The sequence below is a fragment of the Streptomyces sp. NPDC052040 genome (genome assembly GCF_044548405.1).
Lineage (GTDB): Bacteria > Actinomycetota > Actinomycetes > Streptomycetales > Streptomycetaceae > Streptomyces.
In genome coordinates this window covers 1071159-1092959 of record NZ_JBIUBV010000001.1, presented here as the reverse complement: position 1 = coordinate 1092959, position 21801 = coordinate 1071159, and the positions used below count along the sequence as shown (strand labels likewise).

Annotated in this window: 23 protein-coding genes and 1 pseudogene; 12 read left to right on the top strand and 12 right to left on the bottom strand. The window is 70.2% G+C overall.

Going from position 1 to position 21801, the window contains the following annotated elements; genetic code table 11:
* Positions 1 to 48: 48 nt before the first annotated feature.
* From xylB to ACIHAA_RS04570, 5 genes are all read left to right on the top strand, one after another.
* Complete coding sequence (gene xylB, locus ACIHAA_RS04590; RefSeq protein ID WP_399812993.1) at positions 49 to 1494, top strand: xylulokinase; 1446 nt, start codon at positions 49 to 51, stop codon at positions 1492 to 1494.
* Positions 1495 to 1510: 16 nt separating this feature from the next.
* On the top strand, positions 1511 to 2719 hold the full coding sequence (locus ACIHAA_RS04585) for an ROK family protein (RefSeq protein WP_399812990.1): 1209 nt from the start codon (positions 1511 to 1513) through the stop codon (positions 2717 to 2719).
* Between the two features lie 460 nt (positions 2720 to 3179).
* On the top strand, positions 3180 to 3740 hold the full coding sequence (locus ACIHAA_RS04580) for an N-acetylmuramoyl-L-alanine amidase (protein WP_399812988.1): 561 nt from the start codon (positions 3180 to 3182) through the stop codon (positions 3738 to 3740).
* 210 nt (positions 3741 to 3950) lie between these two features.
* On the top strand, positions 3951 to 5273 hold the full coding sequence (locus ACIHAA_RS04575; RefSeq protein ID WP_399812985.1) for a GAF domain-containing protein: 1323 nt from the start codon (positions 3951 to 3953) through the stop codon (positions 5271 to 5273).
* 210 nt (positions 5274 to 5483) lie between these two features.
* Entirely contained in the window at positions 5484 to 7007 is a 1524-nt protein-coding gene (locus tag ACIHAA_RS04570) for an aldehyde dehydrogenase family protein (protein WP_399812982.1), read from the top strand.
* Between the two features lie 86 nt (positions 7008 to 7093).
* Here ACIHAA_RS04570 and ACIHAA_RS04565 read toward each other — a convergent pair whose 3' ends face one another.
* Entirely contained in the window at positions 7094 to 7519 is a 426-nt protein-coding gene (locus tag ACIHAA_RS04565; RefSeq protein ID WP_399812980.1) for a hypothetical protein, read from the bottom strand.
* A 27-nt stretch (positions 7520 to 7546) separates the two neighbouring features.
* Here ACIHAA_RS04565 and ACIHAA_RS04560 point away from each other — a divergent pair.
* Together ACIHAA_RS04560 and ACIHAA_RS04555 are read left to right on the top strand one after the other, a co-directional pair.
* Positions 7547 to 8011: pseudogene (locus ACIHAA_RS04560) on the top strand (histidine kinase); the annotation flags it as partial.
* A 380-nt stretch (positions 8012 to 8391) separates the two neighbouring features.
* Positions 8392 to 9453, top strand: a complete 1062-nt coding sequence (locus tag ACIHAA_RS04555) for an HAD-IA family hydrolase (protein WP_399812977.1) — start codon at positions 8392 to 8394, stop codon at positions 9451 to 9453.
* Positions 9454 to 9597: 144 nt separating this feature from the next.
* On the opposite strand, the gene ACIHAA_RS04550 is transcribed toward ACIHAA_RS04555, so the two are convergent.
* From ACIHAA_RS04550 to ACIHAA_RS04540, 3 genes are all read right to left on the bottom strand, one after another.
* Positions 9598 to 10269 carry a CGNR zinc finger domain-containing protein gene (locus ACIHAA_RS04550; protein ID WP_399812975.1) on the bottom strand — a complete coding sequence of 224 codons (672 nt, stop codon included), beginning with the start codon at positions 10267 to 10269 and terminating at the stop codon, positions 9598 to 9600.
* Between the two features lie 112 nt (positions 10270 to 10381).
* Complete coding sequence (locus ACIHAA_RS04545; RefSeq protein ID WP_399812973.1) at positions 10382 to 10828, bottom strand: hypothetical protein; 447 nt, start codon at positions 10826 to 10828, stop codon at positions 10382 to 10384.
* A gap of 40 nt (positions 10829 to 10868) precedes the next feature.
* Positions 10869 to 11300 carry a tautomerase family protein gene (locus ACIHAA_RS04540; protein ID WP_399813724.1) on the bottom strand — a complete coding sequence of 144 codons (432 nt, stop codon included), beginning with the start codon at positions 11298 to 11300 and terminating at the stop codon, positions 10869 to 10871.
* A gap of 240 nt (positions 11301 to 11540) precedes the next feature.
* Here ACIHAA_RS04540 and ACIHAA_RS04535 point away from each other — a divergent pair, with 240 nt between their 5' ends.
* The 4 genes from ACIHAA_RS04535 to ACIHAA_RS04520 all read left to right on the top strand — a co-directional run bounded on the left by ACIHAA_RS04535 (position 11541) and on the right by ACIHAA_RS04520 (position 14643).
* On the top strand, positions 11541 to 12041 hold the full coding sequence (locus tag ACIHAA_RS04535; protein WP_399812970.1) for a winged helix-turn-helix transcriptional regulator: 501 nt from the start codon (positions 11541 to 11543) through the stop codon (positions 12039 to 12041).
* Positions 12042 to 12174: 133 nt separating this feature from the next.
* Complete coding sequence (locus tag ACIHAA_RS04530) at positions 12175 to 12756, top strand: DUF6817 domain-containing protein (protein WP_399812967.1); 582 nt, start codon at positions 12175 to 12177, stop codon at positions 12754 to 12756.
* Between the two features lie 209 nt (positions 12757 to 12965).
* The gene (locus tag ACIHAA_RS04525) at positions 12966 to 13880 is read left to right on the top strand and encodes a ketopantoate reductase family protein (RefSeq protein ID WP_399812964.1); all 915 of its coding nucleotides are present in this window, start codon (positions 12966 to 12968) and stop codon (positions 13878 to 13880) included.
* Positions 13881 to 14124: 244 nt separating this feature from the next.
* Positions 14125 to 14643, top strand: a complete 519-nt coding sequence (locus ACIHAA_RS04520; protein WP_399812961.1) for an alpha/beta hydrolase — start codon at positions 14125 to 14127, stop codon at positions 14641 to 14643.
* Between the two features lie 62 nt (positions 14644 to 14705).
* Here the strand turns inward: ACIHAA_RS04520 and ACIHAA_RS04515 are convergent, their stop codons facing one another.
* The 6 genes from ACIHAA_RS04515 to ACIHAA_RS04490 all read right to left on the bottom strand — a co-directional run bounded on the left by ACIHAA_RS04515 (position 14706) and on the right by ACIHAA_RS04490 (position 19457).
* Complete coding sequence (locus ACIHAA_RS04515; protein WP_399812959.1) at positions 14706 to 15239, bottom strand: DUF4232 domain-containing protein; 534 nt, start codon at positions 15237 to 15239, stop codon at positions 14706 to 14708.
* A 208-nt stretch (positions 15240 to 15447) separates the two neighbouring features.
* The gene (locus ACIHAA_RS04510; RefSeq protein ID WP_399812957.1) at positions 15448 to 15999 is read right to left on the bottom strand and encodes a transglycosylase SLT domain-containing protein; all 552 of its coding nucleotides are present in this window, start codon (positions 15997 to 15999) and stop codon (positions 15448 to 15450) included.
* A 515-nt stretch (positions 16000 to 16514) separates the two neighbouring features.
* Complete coding sequence (locus ACIHAA_RS04505) at positions 16515 to 17819, bottom strand: mannosyltransferase family protein (RefSeq protein WP_399813723.1); 1305 nt, start codon at positions 17817 to 17819, stop codon at positions 16515 to 16517.
* A 143-nt stretch (positions 17820 to 17962) separates the two neighbouring features.
* Entirely contained in the window at positions 17963 to 18364 is a 402-nt protein-coding gene (locus ACIHAA_RS04500) for a hypothetical protein (RefSeq protein ID WP_399812955.1), read from the bottom strand.
* Positions 18357 to 18854, bottom strand: a complete 498-nt coding sequence (locus ACIHAA_RS04495; protein WP_399813722.1) for a SigE family RNA polymerase sigma factor — start codon at positions 18852 to 18854, stop codon at positions 18357 to 18359. The genes ACIHAA_RS04500 and ACIHAA_RS04495 overlap by 8 nt, the downstream gene beginning before the upstream one ends.
* A gap of 192 nt (positions 18855 to 19046) precedes the next feature.
* Entirely contained in the window at positions 19047 to 19457 is a 411-nt protein-coding gene (locus ACIHAA_RS04490; RefSeq protein ID WP_399812951.1) for an acyl-CoA thioesterase, read from the bottom strand.
* A gap of 228 nt (positions 19458 to 19685) precedes the next feature.
* Here ACIHAA_RS04490 and ACIHAA_RS04485 point away from each other — a divergent pair, with 228 nt between their 5' ends.
* Positions 19686 to 19934, top strand: coding sequence for a hypothetical protein (locus ACIHAA_RS04485; RefSeq protein ID WP_399812948.1), 249 nt, complete (start codon positions 19686 to 19688; stop codon positions 19932 to 19934).
* Here ACIHAA_RS04485 and ACIHAA_RS04480 read toward each other — a convergent pair.
* Positions 19891 to 20766 carry an acyl-CoA thioester hydrolase/BAAT C-terminal domain-containing protein gene (locus ACIHAA_RS04480; protein WP_399812945.1) on the bottom strand — a complete coding sequence of 292 codons (876 nt, stop codon included), beginning with the start codon at positions 20764 to 20766 and terminating at the stop codon, positions 19891 to 19893. The genes ACIHAA_RS04485 and ACIHAA_RS04480 overlap by 44 nt on opposite strands.
* 67 nt (positions 20767 to 20833) lie before the next feature.
* Positions 20834 to 21793, bottom strand: a complete 960-nt coding sequence (locus ACIHAA_RS04475) for a LysR family transcriptional regulator (RefSeq protein WP_399812943.1) — start codon at positions 21791 to 21793, stop codon at positions 20834 to 20836.
* Between the last annotated feature and the right edge of the window lie 8 nt (positions 21794 to 21801).

Below are 21801 nucleotides of genomic sequence, written 5' to 3'. Positions count from 1 at the left end.
TCAGGCCGGACCGCGCAGCCGCAGAAGAGGCGGAAGAGGGAGAGCCCGATGTCAGCAGCCGATGGTCCGCTCGTCGTCGGGGTGGACTCGTCCACCCAGTCCACCAAGGTGCTGGTTGTCGATGTGTCGACCGGGCAGGTGGTGGCGAGCGGCCAGGCGCCGCACACCGTCTCCTCCGGAGCGGGCCGCGAGAGCGACCCCCGCCGGTGGTGGGACGCCCTGTGCGAGGCCTTGCAGCAGTGCGGCGAAGCGGCCCACGAGGCCGCCGCGGTGTCGATCGGCGGCCAGCAGCACGGTCTGGTCACGCTCGACGCGCACGGTGACCCGGTGCGTCCGGCGCTCCTGTGGAACGACGTACGTTCTGCGCCGCAGGCCCGTCGGCTGATCGACGAACTGGGCGGCCCCAAGGCCTGGGCGGAACGCACGGGAAGCGTGCCCGGCCCGTCCTTCACGGTCACGAAGTGGGCGTGGCTGGCCGAGCATGAGCCGGACGCCGCCCGCGCAACAGCGGCCGTGCGGCTGCCTCATGACTACCTGACCGAGCGTCTGACCGGTGAGGGCACAACCGACCGCGGCGACGCCTCCGGCACCGGCTGGTGGGCGTCCGCAACCGAGTCGTACGACGAGGAGATCCTCGCTCTCGCGGACCTCGACGCCGCCCTGCTGCCGCGTGTGGTGCGGCCTGGCGAAGTGGCCGGCACTGCGCGCGATACCCACGACCTGCCCTTCTCCAAGGGCACCCTGGTCGCCTCGGGTACCGGTGACAATGCCGCGGCCGCCCTGGGGCTCGGGCTGCGGCCCGGGACCGCCGTGCTGAGCCTCGGCACCTCCGGCACGGTGTACGCCGTCTCCAGGCGGAGGCCCGCGGACCCTACCGGCACCGTGGCGGGCTTCGCCGATGCGCACGGAGACTGGCTGCCGCTGGCCTGCACCCTGAACTGCACGCTCGCAGTCGACCGGATCGCGACCCTGCTGAGTCTGGACCGCGAGGCCGTCGCGCCGGGGACGGAAGTGACGCTGCTCCCCTATCTGGACGGCGAGCGCACCCCGGATCTCCCACATGCCTCGGGCGTGCTCCATGGACTGCGCCATGACACGACCGCGGAGCAGCTGTTGCAGGCCGCCTACGACGGAGCGGTGCACTCGCTGCTCGGCGCACTCGACCTGGTGCTCGACGCGGACGCGGACCGCACGGCTCCGCTGCTGCTCATCGGAGGGGGCGCGCAGGGAAGGGCCTGGCAGGAGACGGTACGGCGGCTGTCCGGCCGTCCCGTACAGGTGCCCGAGGCCAGGGAACTCGTCGCGCTGGGTGCCGCGGCCCAGGCCGCCGGACTGCTGACCGGTGAGGACCCGGCCGCCGTCGCGCGGCGCTGGGACACCGCGCGCGGACCGGTCCTGGAGGCGGTGGAGCGGGACGAGGCGGCCCTGACCAGGATCTCCGGGGTACTCTCCGACGCGGCCCCGCTGCTGGAGCGGGAGCCGGACCGTTACTGACGGGATTCGAGGAGGCATGGCCGCACCGCTGCACGAACCCCGTCCGGCCGGTCCGGGCCGTCGACTGCCCGACAACCAGCAGGGCATGCGCCGGCGCAATCTGGCGCGCGTCATGCACACGGTGAGCGCCGAGGGGCCCCTGTCGCGCGCGGCGGTCGCCTCACGGATCGGACTGACCCGGGCGGCGGTATCCACGCTGGTCGACGAGCTGATCCGGTCGGGGCTGCTCGACGAGTTGGGTCCGGAGCGCCCCGGCCGGGTGGGACGACCGGGTTCCGCTCTGGCCGTCAGCAGCGGGGGCCCGGTGGGGATCGGAGCCGAGATCGGCGTGGATCACCTCGCGGTGTGCGCGGTCGACCTGCGCGGAGTCATACGCGCCCGGGCGGTGCGACACGGCACGCATCGGGGGCGCGCCCCGCAGCCGGTCCTCACGGAACTGAGCGGCCTGATAGCGCAGGTCGTCGCCGAGGTGGAGGGGGAAGGGCTGCGGCCCGCAGGTCTGGCGGTCGCAGTGCCGGGCCTGGTGGCGCGCGACGGCCGGACCGTGGTCCGCGCCCCCAACCTCGGCTGGCACGACGTCGATCTGGGTTCGCTTCTGCCGTCCGACCTGCCCGTGACCGCGGACAACGAGGCCAACTTCGGCTCACTGGCGGAACTGTGGCTCGGCGACGACACACCGCGCGACTTCCTGCATGTCTCGGCGGAGATCGGCATCGGCGGCGCCGTCGTCGTGGACGGGCAACTGCTGCGGGGCGCCCGCGGATTCGCGGGCGAGCTGGGACATGTACCCGTGCGTCCGGAAGGGCCGGTCTGCGCGTGCGGCGGGCGCGGCTGCCTGGAGCAGTACGCGGGTGAGGAGGCGGTGCTGCGCGAGGCAGGACTGCCGCCGGGCAGGGACCGCGTGGAACAGCTCGCCGAGCGGGCCGCACACGGTGACCCCGATGTACTCCGCGCCCTGAGTGACGCCGGGACCGCACTCGGCATCGCGCTGACCGGGGCGGTGAATCTGCTGGATCCGCAGGCCGTGGTGCTCGGCGGTGCACTGGCAGCGCTCGCGCCCTGGCTGCTGACATCGCTGGAAGAGGAACTGGCACGCCGCCTGGCGGGCCCCGCCTGCACCGTGACCGTCTCCCGGCTGGGCTCCGAGGGACCGCTCCTCGGCGCCGCGCACTCGGTGGTGCGGGCGGTGCTCGACGATCCGGCCGCGGTGGCCGGACAGAACTGAGGGGCCGCCGGAGTCGCTGTCGCTCCGGGCTCGACCGGCTCGTCTTCCCCCCATCGGGTGGCGGAGTTGTCCACAGTTTCGCCGTTGTCCACGGACGACGCCTCGCTCCCACTGCGCGACCGTTCGGCGCCGTAACGTGACGCACATACGACGCAACCGCCGGGCGGCGGCCGCGTATGAGTGGAACGGGGGATTCACATGAGGAGCGTCACGGTTCACGCCGACGTCGGCGACCGCACTCGCGGCAGCCGGGTCGCGCCGGGCACGACGGGAATCCTCGGCGTCACGACGCGAGGTCCGTGCCCGGGCGCTGTCACACGAAACGACGGGTGCGCGAAAGCGTCGACCACCCGGGATGCACGATCCGCATATTCCGCACATCCAACGACGGAAGGGCGTCCTCTCCGTGGAACAAGCCGAGTCCCGACGACCCACCTCCTTCATCGGCAGACGGGGGCTCTTGAAGGGTGCGGCCCTCGCCGCGGTCCCCTATGCGCTGCTCCCGTCGGCTCCGGCCGACGCGCGGCCCCGCACCGTCGACCACCCGTTTGCCGCCTGGCTCTCGGCGGACCCCGCGAACTACACGCCTGCCGAACGGCCCGGGAGTCAACCGCTGGACTTCGTCGTCATCCATGTGACCCAGGCGTCGTACACCACCACCCTCAACATCTTCAGGAACCCGCAGAAGAGGGTCTCGGCGCACTACGTCGTCCGGTCGGCGGACGGGTATGTCGCGCAGTGCGTCCGCGAACGCGACATCGCCTGGCACGCGGGCAATTGGGACTACAACACACGCAGTATCGGTATCGAGCACGAGGGATGGGTGGAACGGCCCGGCTACTTCACGGACGCCCTCTACCAGGCATCGGCCCGGCTCACAGCGGCCGTCTGCACCCGGTACGGCATCCCGAAGGACCGGGACCACATCATCGGCCACTACGAGGTCCCCGGCACGGACCACACCGATCCGGGGCCGGACTGGGACTGGACGCGCTACATCGGACTTGTGAACCTCGCCTGACCCGGAAGGCGGCTCCCGGGGCCGGGACAGTGCGCGGGCAGGAGCACGGCCTCGCCGGAGCGCTTCCGGTCTCAGCCGGAGCGCTTGCGGTCTCAGCTGAAGTACTTCCGGTGTCAGCCAGAGCGCCTCAGGTCTCCTTCGGAGCGCCTCCGGTCTCATTCGGGTGGATGCCCGTCGAGACGGTTGTCGCCGCCGCCGCCCGGAGTGACGATGTCCCCGACCCCGTCGCCGTCCCGGGAGGCCCCCTTGACCGATGCCTGGGTGGCCCTGGAGCCGGGGGCCGATCCCGTCGAGCGGGTGCGGGAGCTGCGCCGCGCCCACGAGACGTTCACGGCGGCGGGCACGGTCGCACGGAGGGTTCGTCCCGTGGTGGCCGATTCCTGGCGGCGTTCGGCCCGTGCGGGCGTGGGGCCGGACGGCACGGCGCATGTGGAGCTGACGGACGGCGACCTCGGCTCCTACCGGGCGGAACACCCCCTGGCACGCGTGATGCCCTTGATCCGCGAGTTGATGGGCCCGTTCGCCTCGGAGGCCGAACATCTGCTGGCGGTGTGCGATGCGCAGGGTCGGCTGCTCTGGGTGGAGGGCGACCCGGCGAGTCGGCGGCGGGCGGCCCGGATGAACTTCGTGCCGGGAGCACGCTGGGCGGAGTCGGCCGTGGGAACGAACGCACCGGGGACCGCGGTGGCGGTGGACCGGCCGGTGCAGGTGTTCGCAGCCGAGCACTTCAGCCGACGGGTCCAGCCGTGGACCTGCGCGGCGGCACCGGTGCACGATCCGCGTACGGGCAGGGTGCTCGGTGCGCTGGACATCACCGGCGGGGACAGACTCGCGCACCCGCACAGTCTGGGTTTCGTCCAGGCGGTGGCACGGGCGGCCGAGTCCCAGTTGGCGCTCCTCTCGCCGCCCCCGGCTCCGGCGGACACGCTGGAGCTGACCGCACTGGGCCGCGACGAGGCGAGGTTCCGCGCCCGCGGACGGCATATCCGGCTCAGCCGTCGGCACAGCGAGATCGTGGTGCTGCTGGCCCGGCATCCGGAGGGGCTGAGCGGGGACGAGCTGCTGTGCGCGCTGTACGAGGACGAGTCGGTGACCCCCGTGACCCTGCGCGCCGAGCTGGCCCGGCTGCGGCGGATACTCGGGCCCGGTCTGCTGGCCTCGCGCCCCTATCGGCTGACGGCGCCGGTCGAATCCGATGTCGCGGTCGTGGAGCGCCGGTTGGCGACGGGAGCGTTGTCGGAGGCCGCTGCGGCGTACTCGGGACCGCTGCTGCCCGGTTCCTCGGCACCGGCGGTCACCCTGCTCCGCCGCAGGCTGGCCGACGGGCTGCGGAGGGCACTCATCGTCCGCCGCGACCCCGATCTGCTGGGGAACTGGGCTCTCTCCTCATGGGGAGAGGACGATCTCGACGTCTGGCAGGCCCTGGCGGCGGTGCGGCCCACGGCGGCCGTGCGGGCACGTCTCGACGAGTTGGAAGCCGAACTGACGGCGCCGGTGGAGCGGATACGCCCCGGTCCCGCGACTTCGCGCTGAGCCGCGGTCTCGCTTCTCCATGCCGCCGGGTGCCGGGGGCGGCGACCAAGGGAGTACAAGGGCACGACGGATCCGGCAACGGCTCCAGCCCCGGCCCCGGCCCCGGCACCCCCTCCGGCGGGGCGCAACGTAGGTGCAACGTCCTTACCCCTAGCCTCGCGCCGAGAGCTGCCCAATGGCGGGCAGCGCCTTCCCGGGAGGCAGACCCGTATGACCCGTTACGCAGCGCCCGGAGCCGAGGGCTCGATCGTCTCCTACCAGGCACGCTACGACCACTTCATCGGCGGCGAGTACGTGCCGCCGGCGCGCGGCCAGTACTTCGAGAATCCGACTCCGGTCAACGGGCAGCCGTTCACGGAGGTCGCCCGGGGGACCGTCGAGGACGTGGAGCGCGCGTTGGACGCGGCACACGCCGCAGCGCCCGCCTGGGGCCGTACGTCGGTGACCGAGCGTTCCGACGTCCTCCGGAAGATCGCCGACCGGATGGAGGCCAACCTGGAGAAGCTCGCGGTGGCCGAGAGCTGGGAGAACGGCAAACCTGTCCGGGAGACCCTGGCCGCGGACATCCCGCTCGCCATCGACCACTTCCGCTATTTCGCGGGCGCCATCCGGGGCCAGGAGGGTTCGCTGGGCGAGCTCGACGACGACACGGTGGCGTATCACTTCCACGAGCCGCTGGGCGTGGTCGCGCAGATCATCCCCTGGAACTTCCCCATTCTCATGGCCACATGGAAGCTCGCACCGGCCCTGGCCGCCGGCAACGCGGTCGTCCTCAAACCGGCGGAGCAGACCCCGGCGTCCATCCACTACTGGCTGAGCCTGGTCTCCGACCTGCTGCCGCCGGGGGTGGTCAACATTGTGAACGGCTTCGGCGTGGAGGCAGGCAAGCCGCTGGCCTCCAGTCCGCGCGTCGCCAAGGTCGCGTTCACGGGCGAGACCACGACAGGGCGGCTCATCATGCAGTACGCCTCCGAGAACATCATCCCGGTGACCCTGGAGCTGGGCGGCAAGTCGCCGAACATCTTCTTCGACGACGTCTGGTCGGCGAACGACGACTTCCGCGACAAGGCGCTGGAAGGCTTCACCATGTTCGCGCTCAACCAGGGCGAGGTGTGCACATGCCCGTCGCGGGCGCTGGTGCAGCGCGGCCACTACGCCGACTTCATGGAGGCCGCCGTCGCCCGCACGGAGCAGATCAGGACCGGGCACCCACTGGACACGGACACGATGATCGGCGCGCAGGCCTCCAACGACCAGCTGGAGAAGATCCTCTCGTATCTGGACATCGGCCGACAGGAGGGCGCGAAGGTTCTCACCGGTGGCGAACGCATCGACCACGACGGCGAGTTGAAGGGCGGCTACTACGTCCAGCCGACGATCTTCGAGGGCGACAACCGAATGCGGATCTTCCAGGAGGAGATCTTCGGGCCGGTGGTGTCCGTAGCGTCGTTCAACGACTTCGACGACGCCATCAAGATCGCCAACGACACGCTGTACGGCCTCGGCGCAGGCGTTTGGACGCGGGACATCAACACCGCGTACCGCGCGGGCCGCGCCATCCAGGCGGGCCGGGTCTGGACCAACTGCTACCACGCCTACCCGGCGCACGCCGCCTTCGGTGGCTACAAGGGTTCGGGCATCGGCCGCGAGACCCACAAGATGATGCTGGAGCACTACCAGCAGACGAAGAACCTCCTGGTGTCGTACTCGCCGAAGAAGCTGGGTTTTTTCTAGGCACAGGAAGAGGGCGCCTGACCAGGACAGATGCCCGGCAGGCGCCCTTGTCAGTGACCGCCTGGGCAACGAGTCGAAACACGACCTTACTCCCGATATCTCCCAGCTCTCATCACGAGCTGTTGAGGCAGGGAGACGGCACCGTGGGCTTCCACGGGAAAGGCCCAGGCGGCCACCGGACCCGTGGCGATCAGGCCGACGCAGGCCAGCGATCCCGGGAGCGCCGGCCACCATCGGGCCCGCCACGTCGGCCGACCGGTACGGCCTCGCAGCAGCGGAGAGAGGGCGAACGGCAACGCGAGGGCAGCGCCTGCCAGTACCGGCAGCATCTGCCAGCGGAGCCCCACCACACTCAGCACGATCGCGGACAGCACGAGAACCGCCGCCGCCGCGATCGTGACGTAGGGGCGTCCTGCGGGGCGAAGCCAGCGCGCCGCCACCGGCGCGACGGCACTCAGCAGGGCAACAAGTTCCAGCGGGGACATGGACAGCCCCGTGACGTTTTCGGTCACCCGGCCATCCTCGGAGCGGGGCACGGGATGCCACATCCGTCCCGGGTGGCCCTCGCATGCACCCGGGGTCGCAGTCGAGCACGCCTGGTGAACGGCCGGGCTGCGAACTCGGGCCGGGGCGGCACGCTTGTCGCCGGTGCGGTCGTGGAAGGCGGGGCCCTACTGGCCTGTCGGCGCTGGGCGACGGACGGAGGATTCCTGACCCCCTTCGTCGCAGTGACCGCCATGGTCGTCGCCGCCGCCGTCCTGGGGGTGAATGTGCGGACCACGCGCGCCTATCTCGCGGCCCTGGAGGAACGGGCGGCGCACCTGCGGCAACAGCAGGACCAGCAGGCACGACTGGCCGTCGCCGAGGAAAGGACACGTATCACCCGGGGGATGCACGACATCGTCACCCACAACCTGTCCGTCATGGTCGCGCTCACCGACGCCGCCGTCTTCGCGCAGCATCGGTCGCCCGACAAGGCCACCACCGCGATGCTCCAGATCTCCGAGACGGGTCGGCAGGCCCTGACCGACATGCGGCGGTCGTTGGGCATCCTGCGGACCGACGAACCGGACGCGGAGCGCCACCCGTTGCCCGGCATCGCCCAACTGGAGTCCCTCGCCGACCAGATGTGCGCCGCTGGGCTGCCGACCCGCGCCGAGGTCCAGGGCGGCCACTCCCACATTCCCGCCACCGCACAACTGACCGTCTACCGTCTGGTACAGGAAGCCTTGACCAATACTCTCAAGCACACACCCGCCGGCACACACGGAACGTCCGGATACAGTGCTCGGCCGAGACCGTCACCGTGGACGTCGTCGACAGCGGCCCCTGTCCGCCGCTTCCCGGCGCCGACGCCAGACCATCCGGTCACGGCATCCCCGGCATGCGCGAGCGCGCGGCCGCCTATGGGGGGACGTTGCAGGCCGAACCGCTTCCGGGCGACGGCTGGAGAGTCCATACCCGACTCTTCCTCCTGGAGCAGGCCCGGCAGCGCGACCTGCCCAGCCAGGGCGCGGAGGTCATGGCCAAGTACGCCGAGAAGTACCTGCCCGCCCAGCGGGCCTACCTGGCCGAACATCCGCCGCAGGCACGGGCACACGTCGTGATCGACAACTCTCGCTGGGAGAAACCCGCCGTCCGGAGCTGGCCGGGCGGCCCCCGCGCCGTGCTGTTCGATCTGTGGAAGACGCTCGTTCCGCTGCCCGAGGAGCTGAAGCGGCGCACCTTCGAGGCCACCGCCGAGGCGCTGGGACAGCGTCCGGAGGAGCTGGCCGACGCGTGGAAACGCACCAGGGAGGTGCGCGAGACCCGTCCGTTCGCGGAATACCTCGACTGGCTGCGCGACCAGGTGGGCGGCGCCTGGCCCCCGGACCAGGCTGCGGAGGCGGCGACCCGCCGTCGGCTGCACGGCGAGGCCTTCGCCACCCCGCTGCCGGGCGCGGTCGAGGCCGTGGCGGTGGCACGGCGGCTCGGGCTGCGTACCGCGCTGGTCTCCAACTGCACCTCGGACGTGCGGGACATGGTGCGGGACTCCGCCTTCGCGGGTCGCTTCGACGCGGCTCTGCTGTCCGCGGAAGCCGGTGTCATGAAACCCGACCCGGAGCTGTTCCGGGCCACCGCCGACCTGCTCGGCGTGCCGCCCGCCGCCTGTGTCTTCGTCGGCGACGGCACCGACGGCGAACTGGCCGGCGCCGCCGCGGCGGGCATGACCGCCGTCCTCGTGGAGTGCGGCGAGCCGCGCACGTGGACCGGGCCCCGGATGGCCTCCCTGCCCGCACTCACCGACCTCCTCATCACTCCCGGGCAGGTCGAGTTCGTCTGGCGTGGGACGGGGGAACTGGCGACCGCTGTCCGGTCGTTCGACTGGTCGCGTGCAGATGAGTACGAATCCGTCTTCGCGGTGAGGTCGTTGCTGATGGTGTGCGTGCACAGCTGGAGAACGTGACCGTCACCGTCTGGGATGACATGAGCGAGTTGCACCAGAGGTAGGTCGGCCACCTTCGCTCCGCGCAGGCATTGCCACGTCCGGTTCAGCCGAAGGTCCTGGTCCAGTCGCGCTGGAACCCGCCGGTTCTTCCGCCGTCGACCATCAAGAGAGCTTCGGGTCGGGGTGTTTGGAGGCATCGTCGCGCTCCGGCATCCCGACGCGGCGGGTACTCGTGTCGCTCGATGCGGCGAGTCTGTGGCGGTAGGTGGCGGCACGGGCCTTGCCGCCGCAGGCGGTGCTGGAACACCAGCGGCGGCGCCCGGGGCGGCTGGTGTCGACGAACAGCAGACCGCACTGGGGGCTGGCGCACTCTCGAATGCGGTCAATGGCGGTACTCGCGAACAAGTCGATGGCATCGCGGGCGACCGTGCTGAGGGCGGACTGCTGTGCTCGGGCGGAGGGCAGGGTGAGCCTGCTGGTTCCGGCGCGCAGGGCCGGGATCAGGGGTGGGAACGCGGCGGCGGCGTTGAGTGCAGCCTCGTCCGCGGCGGTCGGCAGGTGGCCAGCAATGAGCGCCCGGGCGATGCGGTAGATCGCCTCGCGCAGCACGCGTGCTGCCTCCAGTCCGGCGCGTGTGACCGCGGGTGGCTGGTCGAGCAGGTCGGCTTCGAGGTACCAGCGCTCCAAGTCGACCGGTTCGCGCAGCCGCTCATGGTTGCCGCGCCACCGCTCCCCCACGGTCGCGACGAAGGCCAGGCACAGGCGGTTGGAGCGGAAGGTGAACCGCAGCTCCTCGTCGGGGACCTCCCCGATGCGACTTGCCTCAACGCTCACGTCACGATCATAACTCGTGATGTGACGCCAGCGAGGGCTCGACCGTACCGGCCCGGGCCTGGCACGGCCGTTCACCCGCTCCCGGGGTCCGGCAGTCCCCTGGTCGTGGAACTCAGGCCGGGTACCTGCCGCTGACAGGCCGAGGTGAATTGCTGGAGCGGTCGATCAGGCGGAATGACCGGGCGAGCGGGGTGGCCGTGACGAAGACGAAGAGTCCGAACAGCGTTATCGGTGTCAGTCCGACCGGCTGAAGGTAGGCGAGCGGATCGCGTGTGACGGCCGTCCAGTTGGTCCACCAGTTCGCCGTCAGGTCCGCTGCCATGACGGTCGAGCAGAGAGCTGGGCCGGTCGGCCATGCCAGAACGACCCACACGGCGGCGACGAGGTCGAGCACGAGCAGGGCGTGGAAGAGGAGTTGGCTCGGCAGGGGCCAGTTGCCGTACGCGTGGAGTCCGCCGGTGAGTACGTCATAGGCGTGCGATCCGGCTCCTTCGAGGAAGCCGATGACATAGACCGCTGCTACCCACCGCGCCCAGCGCGGCTGCGCTCTCCATCGCATGTCGTCCACTCGTTGTAAGCACATGGCACTGCGTGGCAGGTTACTGGATGCTCTGGTAGTCGGTTGGTGAATTTGTTTCGACCCAGCGCCTCTCGGCATCGGAAAGGGGCGGCGGCGGCACGATCCCGTTGATCATCCAGAGATCGCTGCTGGTCTCATCGATGTGGAACTCCCAGTGCAGACCCGTGTGTTGTGCGAGGTGGGGTTCCAGCATGCCCTTGACCCACTGGGCGGTCCTGCGGCGCGCATCTCCATCGGGGTTGCGTCGGGCGATGTGGTCGACGGCGATGCGGACTCCGTGCGTGGCCGGTTGTCCGCCGATGTAGAAGTCCTCGGGACGGACCTCATGGAACACGATGACCACGTAAAACCGGGGCATCCCGGCCTTCTCGTAGTGGTCCGTGATGTCCGAGGCCAGTCGGTGCTTTTCCGCAGCCCCGAAGACTCCTGGCGTGTGGTGAATATTCCACATGGGCACGGCAGTTACCTCTCCTCACGCATTGCGCCGGGGAACCGGGGAAAGGGACTCCGCCGATCCGGCGCCGTACCAGCGCCTCTCCGAGACCTCGTTCGCCACGATTGCGTGTCTGCCGCGGCGACCACGGCGCCCCCTTCACCGAAACCCGAGCAGCGATCTCGTCAGAGCGAGGCAACCACATCCCAGCTCGGTAACGCAAGCGTTAGTTACGGGAGCGTTAGCTATGATGGCCGCATGGCGATGAGGTTCGAGGAGCGGCTGAGCGACCGAGGCAGATGGTCGATCGGTGACGGGTGCTCGGCGGCCCGTGTGCTGGATCTGCTCAGCACGAAGACGGTGTTCCTGATGGTCCGTGAGTTGTTCTACGGCACCACCAGGTTCGACGACTTCGTGGAGCGCGCCGAGGTCTCCGCACCGGCGGTGTCGCGCGCCCTCAAGCAGTTGAAGGCGGCTCACGTCGTGGAGACCGTCACCTATCAGGCGCCGGGCCGCCGAGCCCGGGAGGAGTACCGGCTGACCGCAGCCGGTGAGGACCTGTTGCCGGTGTTTCTGGCGCTGATGCAGTGGGGCGACACGCATCTGCAAGACGGCCGCCCACCCCTGACATTCGTCGAAGCGGGCACAGGCCGTCGGCTCGGAGTGCGCGTCACCCCGGACGAGGTGCGGGAGTCGGCGTCCGAGGACATCGAGATCCGGGTGAACCCGGCCTGGCGAGGCGGATCGAAGTCCGCTTAGCAGGGCGGTTTCGGCGCGCCGGGTGCGCTGTTGCGGATGTTCACCCTGGGAGACATCTTCTCCGGTCCGAGCGGCCTGTGGACGCCCGTCAACGACCTTGCGCCGACCGCACGTCACGGGTATAACTCGTGACGTGAGCGAGATTCTCGATGAACCCGCATCCGTTGATTGTTTAGCCGTCGTGGAGTACCTGCGCAGCCTCGGCGCAGAAGACCTGCCGCACCCCGGCGGGACCCTGCTGGAGCACCTGGCCCGAGTGAGCCAACGCCTGGCGGGCTGGGGCGCGAATACCGATGTTCAACTCGCGGGCATGTGTCATGCGGCCTACGGGACCGACGGCTTCGCCGAGTCCCTGATGAGCCTCGCCGATCGCGCGTTCCTGGCCGACATGATCGGTGAACGGGCTGAAGCGCTGGTGTATTTGTACGGAAGCTGCGATCGGGCCGTGACCTATCCTCGGCTGGGCGCGTCCCCCCGACCGGCTTTCCGTGACCGGTTCACGCAGCTTGACGTCGAGCCGTGCACCGAGGACCTGCGCGCCTTCCTGGAGATCACCGCGGCCAACGAGCTCGACGTGTTCGAGCACAACGAGGATCTGGCGGTCCGGTACGGCCCGGGGCTGTACCGGATGCTGCGGTCCGTTCGCGGGCTGGTCTCCCCTGGCGCGTGGAGCGCGGTGCGCTCGCGCCTGGGTGACCACGCCCCCGACGGATGACGGCCGTCGGGACCGTGCTCCCTGGGCGCGGCTCAGGGCCGGGAGGCCCCGCGCGCTCATGGCCCGGGCCGACCACGTCGTCCTGACCGTCTACGACGTCGAAGCCGCCGTGTCTGGTCCGGCAACCGCTTCGAGCCTGCTACCGGCCGCCCTGCGCAGCCGAAGACCGACGACCGACGACCGACCCCACTCGAAACGAGGAACCACCCGTGAACGATGCACGACCCGGCACTGTCGCCATCCTCGGTCCCGGCGGTGTCGGCGGTCTGCTCGCGGCGCTGCTTTCACGCGCCGGTCATGAGGTGATCTGCCTGGCCGGCGAGTCGACCGTGCAGGTGCTGAACAGCAGGGGCATCAGCGTGCGGAGCAGACACTTCGGTGACTTCACCGCTTCGGTGACCGCGACGACGCACCTGTCCGAGCCGGTCGACATGTGCCTGATCGCCTGCAAGCAGACCGCCTTGAACGCGGCGCTGGAGCGTGTTCCCGCCGACGTGCTGACCGACGGCCTGACGGTGCCGCTGCTCAATGGCGTGGAACACCCCGCGCTGCTGCGGCAGCGCTACCGGCCCGAGCAGGTCGTGCCCGGCGTGATCCGGGTCGAGACCACACGTACGGCGCCTGGCGTGATCACCCACAGCAGCCCGTTCGTGCAGATCGACCTCGCCAGCACGACCGCACCGGCGGAACGGATCCGGGCGGCGGCGGCCATGCTCGAAGGCGCGGGCGTACAGACCCGGGTCTCGCCGGATGAGACCACGGCTCTCTGGACGAAGATGTCATTCCTCGCCCCCATGGCACTCCTGACGACTCGCTACGGCATCACGATCGGCGATCTGCGCACCCGGTACCGGGATGAACTGCTGACCCTGACCGGCGAGGCGACAGCAGTCGCCCGCGCCTGTGGCGCAGCGGCGGACGCGGATGCGGTCATGAATATGTACGACACCTTCCCCGCGGAGACGAAGTCCTCGATGCAGCGCGATGCCGAGGCCGGCCGCGCCCTGGAACTGGACGCCATCGGGGGCGCGTTGCTGCGCGCCGCCGACCGGCACGGCATGACCACGCCCTTGGCCGCCCGGCTGGTCGCCGAGCTGGAGCGCACCGCATCAGCCGGGCAGTGAGCAGCAGAGGCCCTTGGGGCACCGAGGAGAGGTGTACTGCGTGGAATCGCTTTTCGTACTGATACACAGCCCCTCTGTAGGGCCTTCCACCTGGACCGGCGTGGCCGAGCGGCTGACCGCGGCCGGGCATGCCGTCCGGGTGCCGTCGCTCTTGGAGGTGGGGAAGGGCGAGCCACCTTTCTGGCCACGCGCGGCGGCGGCTGTCCGGGAGGCTGTCGCCGACGTTTCGCAGGATCGGCCACTGGTGCTGGTGGCGCACAGCAACGCGGGGCTGTTCGTCCCGGCGGTGAGGGCGGCACTGCCTCACCCGGTGGCGGCCTCCGTCTTCGTGGACGCGGCGCTGCCCGCCCGCGGCGGCACGACCCCCGTGGCGGGCCCGGAACTGCTCGACTTTCTGCGGCCGTTGGCGGTCGACGGGGTGCTCCCGCGGTGGACCGACTGGTGGGACGAGGCCGATGTGTCGCCCATGTTCGCCGATGCGGTCATACGGCGGACCATCGTCGAGGAGCAGCCCCGGCTGCCGCTGTCGTACTACGAGCAATCCATTCCGGTACCGCCCGGCTGGGACGACCACCCTTGCGCGTATGTACTGTTCGGGCCGCCCTACGAGCACCAGGCCGCGGAGGCGCGGACCCGCGGCTGGCGGGTGGCACACCTGCCGGGCGAGCACCTGCATCAGACCGTCGACCCGGCGGCCACGGCTGAGCTCATCACTTCTCTGACGGATTTCACGGATCTGACGGAGATGACAGAGGGGAGCTAGGTTTGGGTGGGGTGCCCGCACGGCCACCGCTGTGGATGTGTCCAGCGAAATGCGGTGTGGGATCAGTGCAGTTGGGGTGCTCCGAGGAGCATGTGGAAGTCGCACACCTGTGCTCGCTCGGGGTGTCCCTTTGTGTCGGTCACCTGTACATGGGAGCCGTAGTCGTGGGCGGCGGGGTGCGGGGGCCGCACATCGACGCGCGGGTCGTATTCGCCCGAGACCTCGCACTCCCCGGACGGCGAGCCGATCGCGTCGTAGAAGACCGGAATCTCGATCCTGTGCCCCGGCGCGAGTACCAGATGCACCGGCATGGACCTCTTCGGTGCGGAGTCGGCCGACGGCCCCTTGCCCACGTACACACTGAGCGCCGGGTACCCGTCGAAGGCGCAGGGCTTCGAGCCCTTGTGCGCCGCGCTGAGCGTCGCCGCCGGTGTGTTGTGCGGCTTGCCCGGGTGAACGGTCATCCTCCAGCTCAGCTGGGGCGTCCCACAGGCGCCGATCCGGGGGGCCGCGGAGTCGTCGCTCCGACCGCAGGCGGTGGCACCCAGCAGCATCACCAGCCCGACCGTCCAGCCCACCGCTGTCCGCCACGACATGAGACCTCCCCCTGGGTGACATCACTTCCGCGGGACCGAATGCCGCCGCGCATGCCTCGCCGAACACCTAGATGCGAGCGACCGCACTGAGGTTCCCGGGCGAGCGGCCGCTGTCGGCCGTCCTCCTCGGGGGACGCGGAAGGGCGGCACCCGGTTGAGGGGTGCCGCCCTTGGTTCTTCTGCTGGCGTGAAGAGGTCCGCGTCTGCCTCAGTACGCGCTGTTGACGTTGTCCATCGAGCCGTAACGGTGGCCGGCGTAGTTGCAGGCGGCGGTGATGTTGGCGACCGGGTCGTAGATGTTCCACGAGGTGCCCGCCACGTGGTAGGCGCGGAACGTGGGGTCGATCACCTGGAGCAGGCCCTTGGAGGGGATGCCGTTCTGGGCGTTGATGTCCCAGTTGTTGATGGCCGCCGGGTTGCCCGCGGACTCACGCATCACGTTGCGGTAGATGCCGCTGTAGGAGCCCGGGATGCCCTTCTGCTTCATGATCGCGAGCGACTGGCGGATCCAGCCGTCGAGGTTGTTGCCGGACGCCTTGACGGCGGTCGGCTTGGCGGCGGCCTGGTGCACCGCGGCGGGAGCGGCCGCGGGGGCGGGGGCCTGGTGCGTGGGGGTCTGCGCCTGGCTGGGCGCGGCGCTGAGCGCGATCGCGCAGCAGCCGAGGGCGGCCACGCCGGCGGTGGACAGCTTCTGCGTCCTGGTCGGACGGATCTTGGTCAGAGCACGAGCACGAGCACGAATGTTGGTGTTCTTGAGCATTGACTAAGGAACCTCTTCGTAGAGCGCGGATGCCGCCCGGAATGCCTTCGGCAGACTGGTGTTTCCAGCACAAACGCCGTGGTCCGAATGACCGCGGCGCCGAGCAACGAGAACAATTCTTAGCGGCGGCAAAAGCTCCTGGCAAAGGTGTGACGTACTACGCCCGGTAGTCACAACAGGTGGGACGAAACAGGGCAAACCATGCCATTCGCCCGCTCACGAGGCTCCCCTTCATGCCCTAAGCGGCTTCGTATGTGACCTGGGCCCTATGCGTGCCCTCACATCGCGGGTCCGGGGATATCACCTTGAGTTGCCGACGCGAACTACGCGTGAGGAATTCTTCGCGGATGTCGGCGTGCATCCCGAAGCGAATCTCGGCGCGCATCGCGAAGCAGATCTCGGCGCGAATTCCGGCGCGAATCCCGGGCCGGGATCTTCACGGCAAGAAATCAGCGCGACCCGGCCGGGCGATGGGGAAAATTCGCCATCGCCTGTGTGCCGGATGCGTGCGGTGGTCAGCCCGCCCAGCGTCCCGACAGGAAGGTGATGGCGAAGACGGTGGTCAGGGGTGCGACCAGGCAGACATAGGCGGTCACGGTGTGTGGTCGGCGCCGGGCTGCTGCGGCCAGGGCGATCCACAGGGGCCACCACAGGAGCGTGGCGCGAGGTACGGACATGTACCAGTAGGAGGTGCCCAGGGCCCACAGGGTGAGGCCGATGTAGACGGCCTCGGGCCAGCGGCGCCGACGGAGGAGCAGGGCGAGCAGGAACAGCCCGGTGACCATGGCGAGGAGCTCGGCCTGGAACATGATGGCGTAGCCGGTGGTCATGGTGTGACCGAAGGCTCCGTGCCAGGTGTTGGCCCAGGCCTCCCAGGGGGTGTGGAAGGTGCGGTACCAACCGCGTTCCTGAGCGTGTTGCCAAGCCGTCCAGTCGCCGGTCCGGGCCCACAGGAATCCGGTGTAGAGGGCGGGCGGCAGCGCGGGCAGGACCAGCCAGGGAAACGAGCGCCAGTGCCGGCGGGAGCGGGCGGTCAGCAGGAAGTGCAGGGCGATGGCAGCGGCCAGGAAGAGGCCGCTGATGCGTACCGTCGCGGCCAGAGCGGTCAGGGTGGCGGTGAGGGGCCAGTTGCGGCGCTGGGCGGCGATCCATGCGGGAAGCGCGAAGGCCAGGAAGAGGGCTTCGGTGTAGCCGACGGCCAGGAAGATCGCGCAGGGGGACAGCAGGAAGAACAGGACCGTGCGCCGTCCGGCGTTCGTGCCGGGGAGGTACAGCTCGGCGATCCGGGCCAGGGCCACGACGGCGACGGCCCCTGCGGTGAAGGAGATCAGCAGCCCGGACGCCGTCCAGTACGGGACGACGGTGTGGACCGCGCGCAGCAGCAGCGGAAAGCCGGGGAAGAAGGCTTCGCGGTTGTCCCAACCGCTTACCCATGGACCTGCCCGGCCGGGGAAGTAGCCGTCGCGGGCTATGTCCAGGTAGTGGGTCCAGTCCCACTGCCGGAAGGGCGCGAGCAGTGGTCCGGAATCCCGGGTGGCCCGGTCGGCGGGGAACAGCCAGCTAGTGCAGTAGGCCGTGATCCATATGCCTGTTCGGGTCAGCAGATACAGCCAGAGCACCTCACGGTCGACGGCAGTCAGGCGGAGGGTCCGGCGGGCTGCGGGAGCTTGCGGCGAGGAGCCGGGGCCGGGCGCATCTTCTGATGGGGCATGCGGAGAGAGCCGGTGCCGTAGAGCCGATCGCTGGGCCGGTACAGGGGGGCACTCCCGCCGACCGGGCTGCCGATGGGGCTGCCGGCTGGCTCGCCGAGCGGGTCGCATTACCGGCATATCGGACTCCTAGGGGTGTGCGGGCATGCCCGGCCGCCCGGCGGCGGCCGGGGATCGAGAGGCGAGCGGGGAGAGACGGGGTCAGGAGGAGGGTGTGCGGGGGCTGCGGTTCACGGCCCTTCCGCGGGCTCCGCCTATGAATTCGGGGAAGGCGGAGGGGCCGTTGTGGTGTGGCCGGAGGAGGTGGTCGTGGACGTCGGCGGCACGGTTGTGCCCAGGGGCGACGGTGGCTGAGACGTCCGTGTGGTCGTGGAGGTGGGAGAGGGCAGCCGTGACGTCGGGTAATTCGTCGGCTGCTCGGGAGAGGGCGTGGTGGCCGGGACCGTCGGGGACGGCTCGCCGGGCAGCAGGGTGGCCGCGGCCGCGCCGCCCCCCACCAGGGCCAGGCAGGCCGCGAGGACCAGGGCGACATGGCGCCGGTGGGCCCGCTTCCCCCGTGCGGTGATGTCCGAGACCGGTGGAACGGCCGCCTGCCTGCCCCCGGACTCGGCCGCTTGCTTGAACAGGGACCGCAGCGGGTCCTGGGACTCAGGCACCGGGGGCCTCCTCAATACGCGGGTCCTGGAGACGGTGGGCGAGCGCGGTCCGACCACGGGTCAGATGCGTCTTGACGGTGCTGGGGGACAACCCGGTCTCGTGGGCGATCTGCTCCACGGTGAGGTCGCACACGTAGTGCAGGGTCATCGAGCGGCGCTGCTGGGCGGGCAGCTCGCGCAGCGCCTCGACCAGTGCCACCTGCTCGGGTCCGGGGCCCTCGACGTGAGGCGGGGCGCCGCTGCGCTTCCAGGCATCGGCGGAGCGACGGCGAAACCGCCATCGGCTCACCGCCAGACGCCAGGCGACGGTACGGATCCACGCCTCGGGGCGGCCGTCGCGGTCGAGCTGCTGCCGCCGTCCCCACCCCCTGACGAACGCCTCCTGCACCACGTCCTGAGCCTCATGCAGGTCGCCGAGCATCACGTACAACTGCCCCGTGAGCCGCGCGACCGTATGGGCGTAGAACTCTTCAAACTCCTCGACGGTCAACTGCCACTCCCGGATCATTCGCTTCACTGGGCATACGCCTGGCGCGGGGCGTCCGGTCGACACCTGAAGCGAAGAATCAGCGTGAGCGTCCTCACGGAACCGAAGACGGCGGACACGCGTCACGCGGCAGCGGGACCAGCCGCACGGCCCAGCCCGGTGTCCGCAGTACTCGGCTCGTGCAGGCCCCGCCGGTCAGGCTTCCTCGGTGTAGCGGGCGAGGAACTCCTTTTCGCCGTCGGAGAGGCGGCGGGGCCTGCCGGAGTCCAGGTTGTAGGCGGCCAGGGTGATCGTGGCTTCGGCGTAGGTGCGCTCGGCGTCCCGGATCGCGTAGCCGAGTTCGAGCGTCGCAGCCCGGGCGCGCGCGACCCAGACCTGCACCTCCACGGGCTCTTCGCGGTACAGCAAGGGGGCGCGGTAGTCGACGATCGACCGGCCGACCACAAAGGCGTGCCGACGGGCTTCAGCCTCGTCGTTGGGCAGCATCTCCTGGAACATGCGCGTCCGTGCCTCCTCCATGTACGTCAGGAACAGCGCGTTGTTGACATGCCCGTATGCGTCCGCATCGGCCCAGCGCAGCGGAAGGGCGTAGGTGTACTTGTTCATGGGGATCGTTCCGTTCCGAGGAGTGGGCGGGTGTTCCGGCGGAAGGCTTGCGGGGCCGGCGAATCGCCTCCCCGCCGGGTGCGTCATCGCCGCCGGGGGCAGCAAGGAGCGCATCTCTCGGACCCCACCGAGCAGAGCAAGGACACCGAGGCATGCCCGACAATGATCACATCGCCGCGCACGCCGTGAAGCGGTGCGGGCGCGTTTTCGAAAGGGGAGGTTTCCGACATGGTCCGCGAGCAGGACGGTGAGCGCCGGGAGTTCGTACTCGAAGCGGGACTGGCCACGGCGGAGATCGAGCAGGTGCATCGCGAGGCGCTCCGTGTGCTGCGTCCCGACATCGACATAGGCATCGACATCGATGTGCGCAACGACGAGCAGTTCGGTGTGTGTGGTGCGGGTGGGGCAGGTCGTCCGGTGGGCGAGGTGACGGTCAGTCGGTGGGGCGCGGTGGGGTTTCGGCGCCCAGCGCGTTGAGGATGTGAGGCCAGGCGGTCCGGCCCAGGAGCGCGTCGGCCTCCGGTGTGCCCCCGTAGTGAAAGCGCGGGGACGGCAGGGCGGGGCTTTCGCCGGGGAGGCGGGGGCGGTGACCGGCGTCGGGGTGGGAGATCAGGCGTACGGCCGCACCGGCCGAGCGGCGGCGCCCGGCCAGTTGTTCGGCGTAGGGAAGCGATGGCCACATGGCGTCGTCGGCGCCCGCGACCAGCAGCAGATCGGCTCCGGTCCGGTCCACGGGGATCTCGGCGGGCGGGAGCAGCTGGGCAAAGGTCTGCTCGCTGCGTTCGTACCATCCGCGGATGGCGACGGGGCCGGTGACCGGCTCGCCCGGGGTCCAGGAATCGTCCATCGGAACGAAGGGCAGCGGTCGGCCCCGCCAGGTCCAGGATGAGCGGTACGGATGCTGCGCCCCGTCGTGGCCCGGGCCCACGTTGCACCAGACCCGTGAGGTGGGCGACAGGGCGACGACCGCGTCCACGCGCGGGTCGTAGACCGCCGTGAGCAGGGCCGCTTCGGCTCCCTTGGAGACGCCGAGGACGGCGATGCGTTGTGCTCCGCCGTTCCGGAGAAGGTCGACGGCCGTCGTGAAGGTTTCCAGGGGGACTTCGCAGATGCCGGAGGGCTGACCGGGGCCGCCGAACCAGCGGATGGCCAGGGCTGTCACGCCGTGCCGGGCGAGGAGGCGCGCCCGTTCGTGTTCGATACGGCCGCTGGAGCCTGCCAGGACCAAAACGCCGACCTTGCTGCCGTGAAGGGGGGCAGCCAGGACGCCTTCCCAGGGGGCGGACAGTTCGCGTTCGGTGATGTCCATGTGGCTCCTGTGCTCCCCGTGTTCCGTATTTTCCCTGTACTTCCTGTGTTCCCTTGCGTTGCCGTTTCTACGATGCAGGGGTCGGGGCACTCCGGTCGGTGGGGCCCGGTGGTGTGGTGTCGGGGGGCTCGCTCGGTTCGACGATGGTGCGCAGCGCGGTGGCGAGTTGGGTGCGCAGCCAAGCGTGGGCGGGGTCGCTGTCGTAGCGGTGGTGCCAGGCGACGATGACGGGCACGGGCGGGAGTTGGAAGGGCAGCGGGCGGGCGACCAGGCCGAGGCTGGTCCAGAGCGGGCGGCACACCTGTTCGGCGACCACGGTGACGGCGTCGGAGCGGGCCGTCAGGTCGAGGGCGGCGCCCGCGGTGGGCAGGGCGGCGCACACCCGCCGGTGCAGGCCGAGTTCGGCGAGAGCGGCGTCGATGGGTCCGGTCAGGCGTCCGCGGCGGGAGACGGTGATGTGGCGGCCCTCGGCAAAGCGTTCGGGGGTGATCTCGCCGGTGGCCAAGGGGTGGTCGGGGCGCAGGACGGCGACCATGCGGTCCGTTCCGAGGGTCATGGTGGCGATCTCGGGCCGGTCCGGGGCTCCGGCGCCCACTTCCAGATCGGTCTGTCCGCGGCTGAGGTCGGCGACGTCGGCGGAGGGTTCGGCGAGGAAGCGGATCGCCACCCGGGGTGCCTGCCGGGTCACGGTGGAGATCAGGGCCGGTGCGAGCGCGGTGACCAGGGCGTCGTGGCAGCGCAAAGTGAAACTGCGGTCGAGTTGTTCGAGGTCGAGGGTGGTGACCGGGGTCAGTACGGCGGTCGCGCGGCGGACCAGTTCCCGGGTCTCCTCCCGCAGCTGAAGTGCGCGCGGGGTCGGGGTCATGGTGCGGCCGGTGCGCACCAGGATGTCATCGCCGGTGGCCTTGCGGATGCGGCCGAGGGTGCGGCTCATGGCGGGCGGGGTCAGATGCAGTCGGTCGGCCGCGGCGGCGACGCTGTTCTCTTCGAGCAGGGCGTCGAGGGCGATCAGCAGATTCAGATCCACATGCACCA

Excerpts from the sequence above, each read along its gene's own strand:
- ACIHAA_RS04505 (WP_399813723.1), bottom strand. The coding sequence starts at position 17,819 with ATGCGACCCGCTCGGCGAGCCAGCCGGCAGCCCCATCGGCAGCCCGGT.
- ACIHAA_RS04535 (WP_399812970.1), top strand. The coding sequence starts at position 11,541 with ATGGCGATGAGGTTCGAGGAGCGGCTGAGCGACCGAGGCAGATGGTCG.
- ACIHAA_RS04490 (WP_399812951.1), bottom strand. The coding sequence starts at position 19,457 with ATGAACAAGTACACCTACGCCCTTCCGCTGCGCTGGGCCGATGCGGAC.
- ACIHAA_RS04585 (WP_399812990.1), top strand. The coding sequence starts at position 1,511 with ATGGCCGCACCGCTGCACGAACCCCGTCCGGCCGGTCCGGGCCGTCGA.
- ACIHAA_RS04570 (WP_399812982.1), top strand. The coding sequence starts at position 5,484 with ATGACCCGTTACGCAGCGCCCGGAGCCGAGGGCTCGATCGTCTCCTAC.
- xylB (WP_399812993.1), top strand. The coding sequence starts at position 49 with ATGTCAGCAGCCGATGGTCCGCTCGTCGTCGGGGTGGACTCGTCCACC.
- ACIHAA_RS04555 (WP_399812977.1), top strand. The coding sequence starts at position 8,392 with ATGCGCGAGCGCGCGGCCGCCTATGGGGGGACGTTGCAGGCCGAACCG.
- ACIHAA_RS04575 (WP_399812985.1), top strand. The coding sequence starts at position 3,951 with ATGTCCCCGACCCCGTCGCCGTCCCGGGAGGCCCCCTTGACCGATGCC.
- ACIHAA_RS04515 (WP_399812959.1), bottom strand. The coding sequence starts at position 15,239 with ATGTCGTGGCGGACAGCGGTGGGCTGGACGGTCGGGCTGGTGATGCTG.
- ACIHAA_RS04545 (WP_399812973.1), bottom strand. The coding sequence starts at position 10,828 with ATGCGATGGAGAGCGCAGCCGCGCTGGGCGCGGTGGGTAGCAGCGGTC.
- ACIHAA_RS04485 (WP_399812948.1), top strand. The coding sequence starts at position 19,686 with ATGGTCCGCGAGCAGGACGGTGAGCGCCGGGAGTTCGTACTCGAAGCG.
- ACIHAA_RS04510 (WP_399812957.1), bottom strand. The coding sequence starts at position 15,999 with ATGCTCAAGAACACCAACATTCGTGCTCGTGCTCGTGCTCTGACCAAG.
- ACIHAA_RS04540 (WP_399813724.1), bottom strand. The coding sequence starts at position 11,300 with ATGTGGAATATTCACCACACGCCAGGAGTCTTCGGGGCTGCGGAAAAG.
- ACIHAA_RS04480 (WP_399812945.1), bottom strand. The coding sequence starts at position 20,766 with ATGGACATCACCGAACGCGAACTGTCCGCCCCCTGGGAAGGCGTCCTG.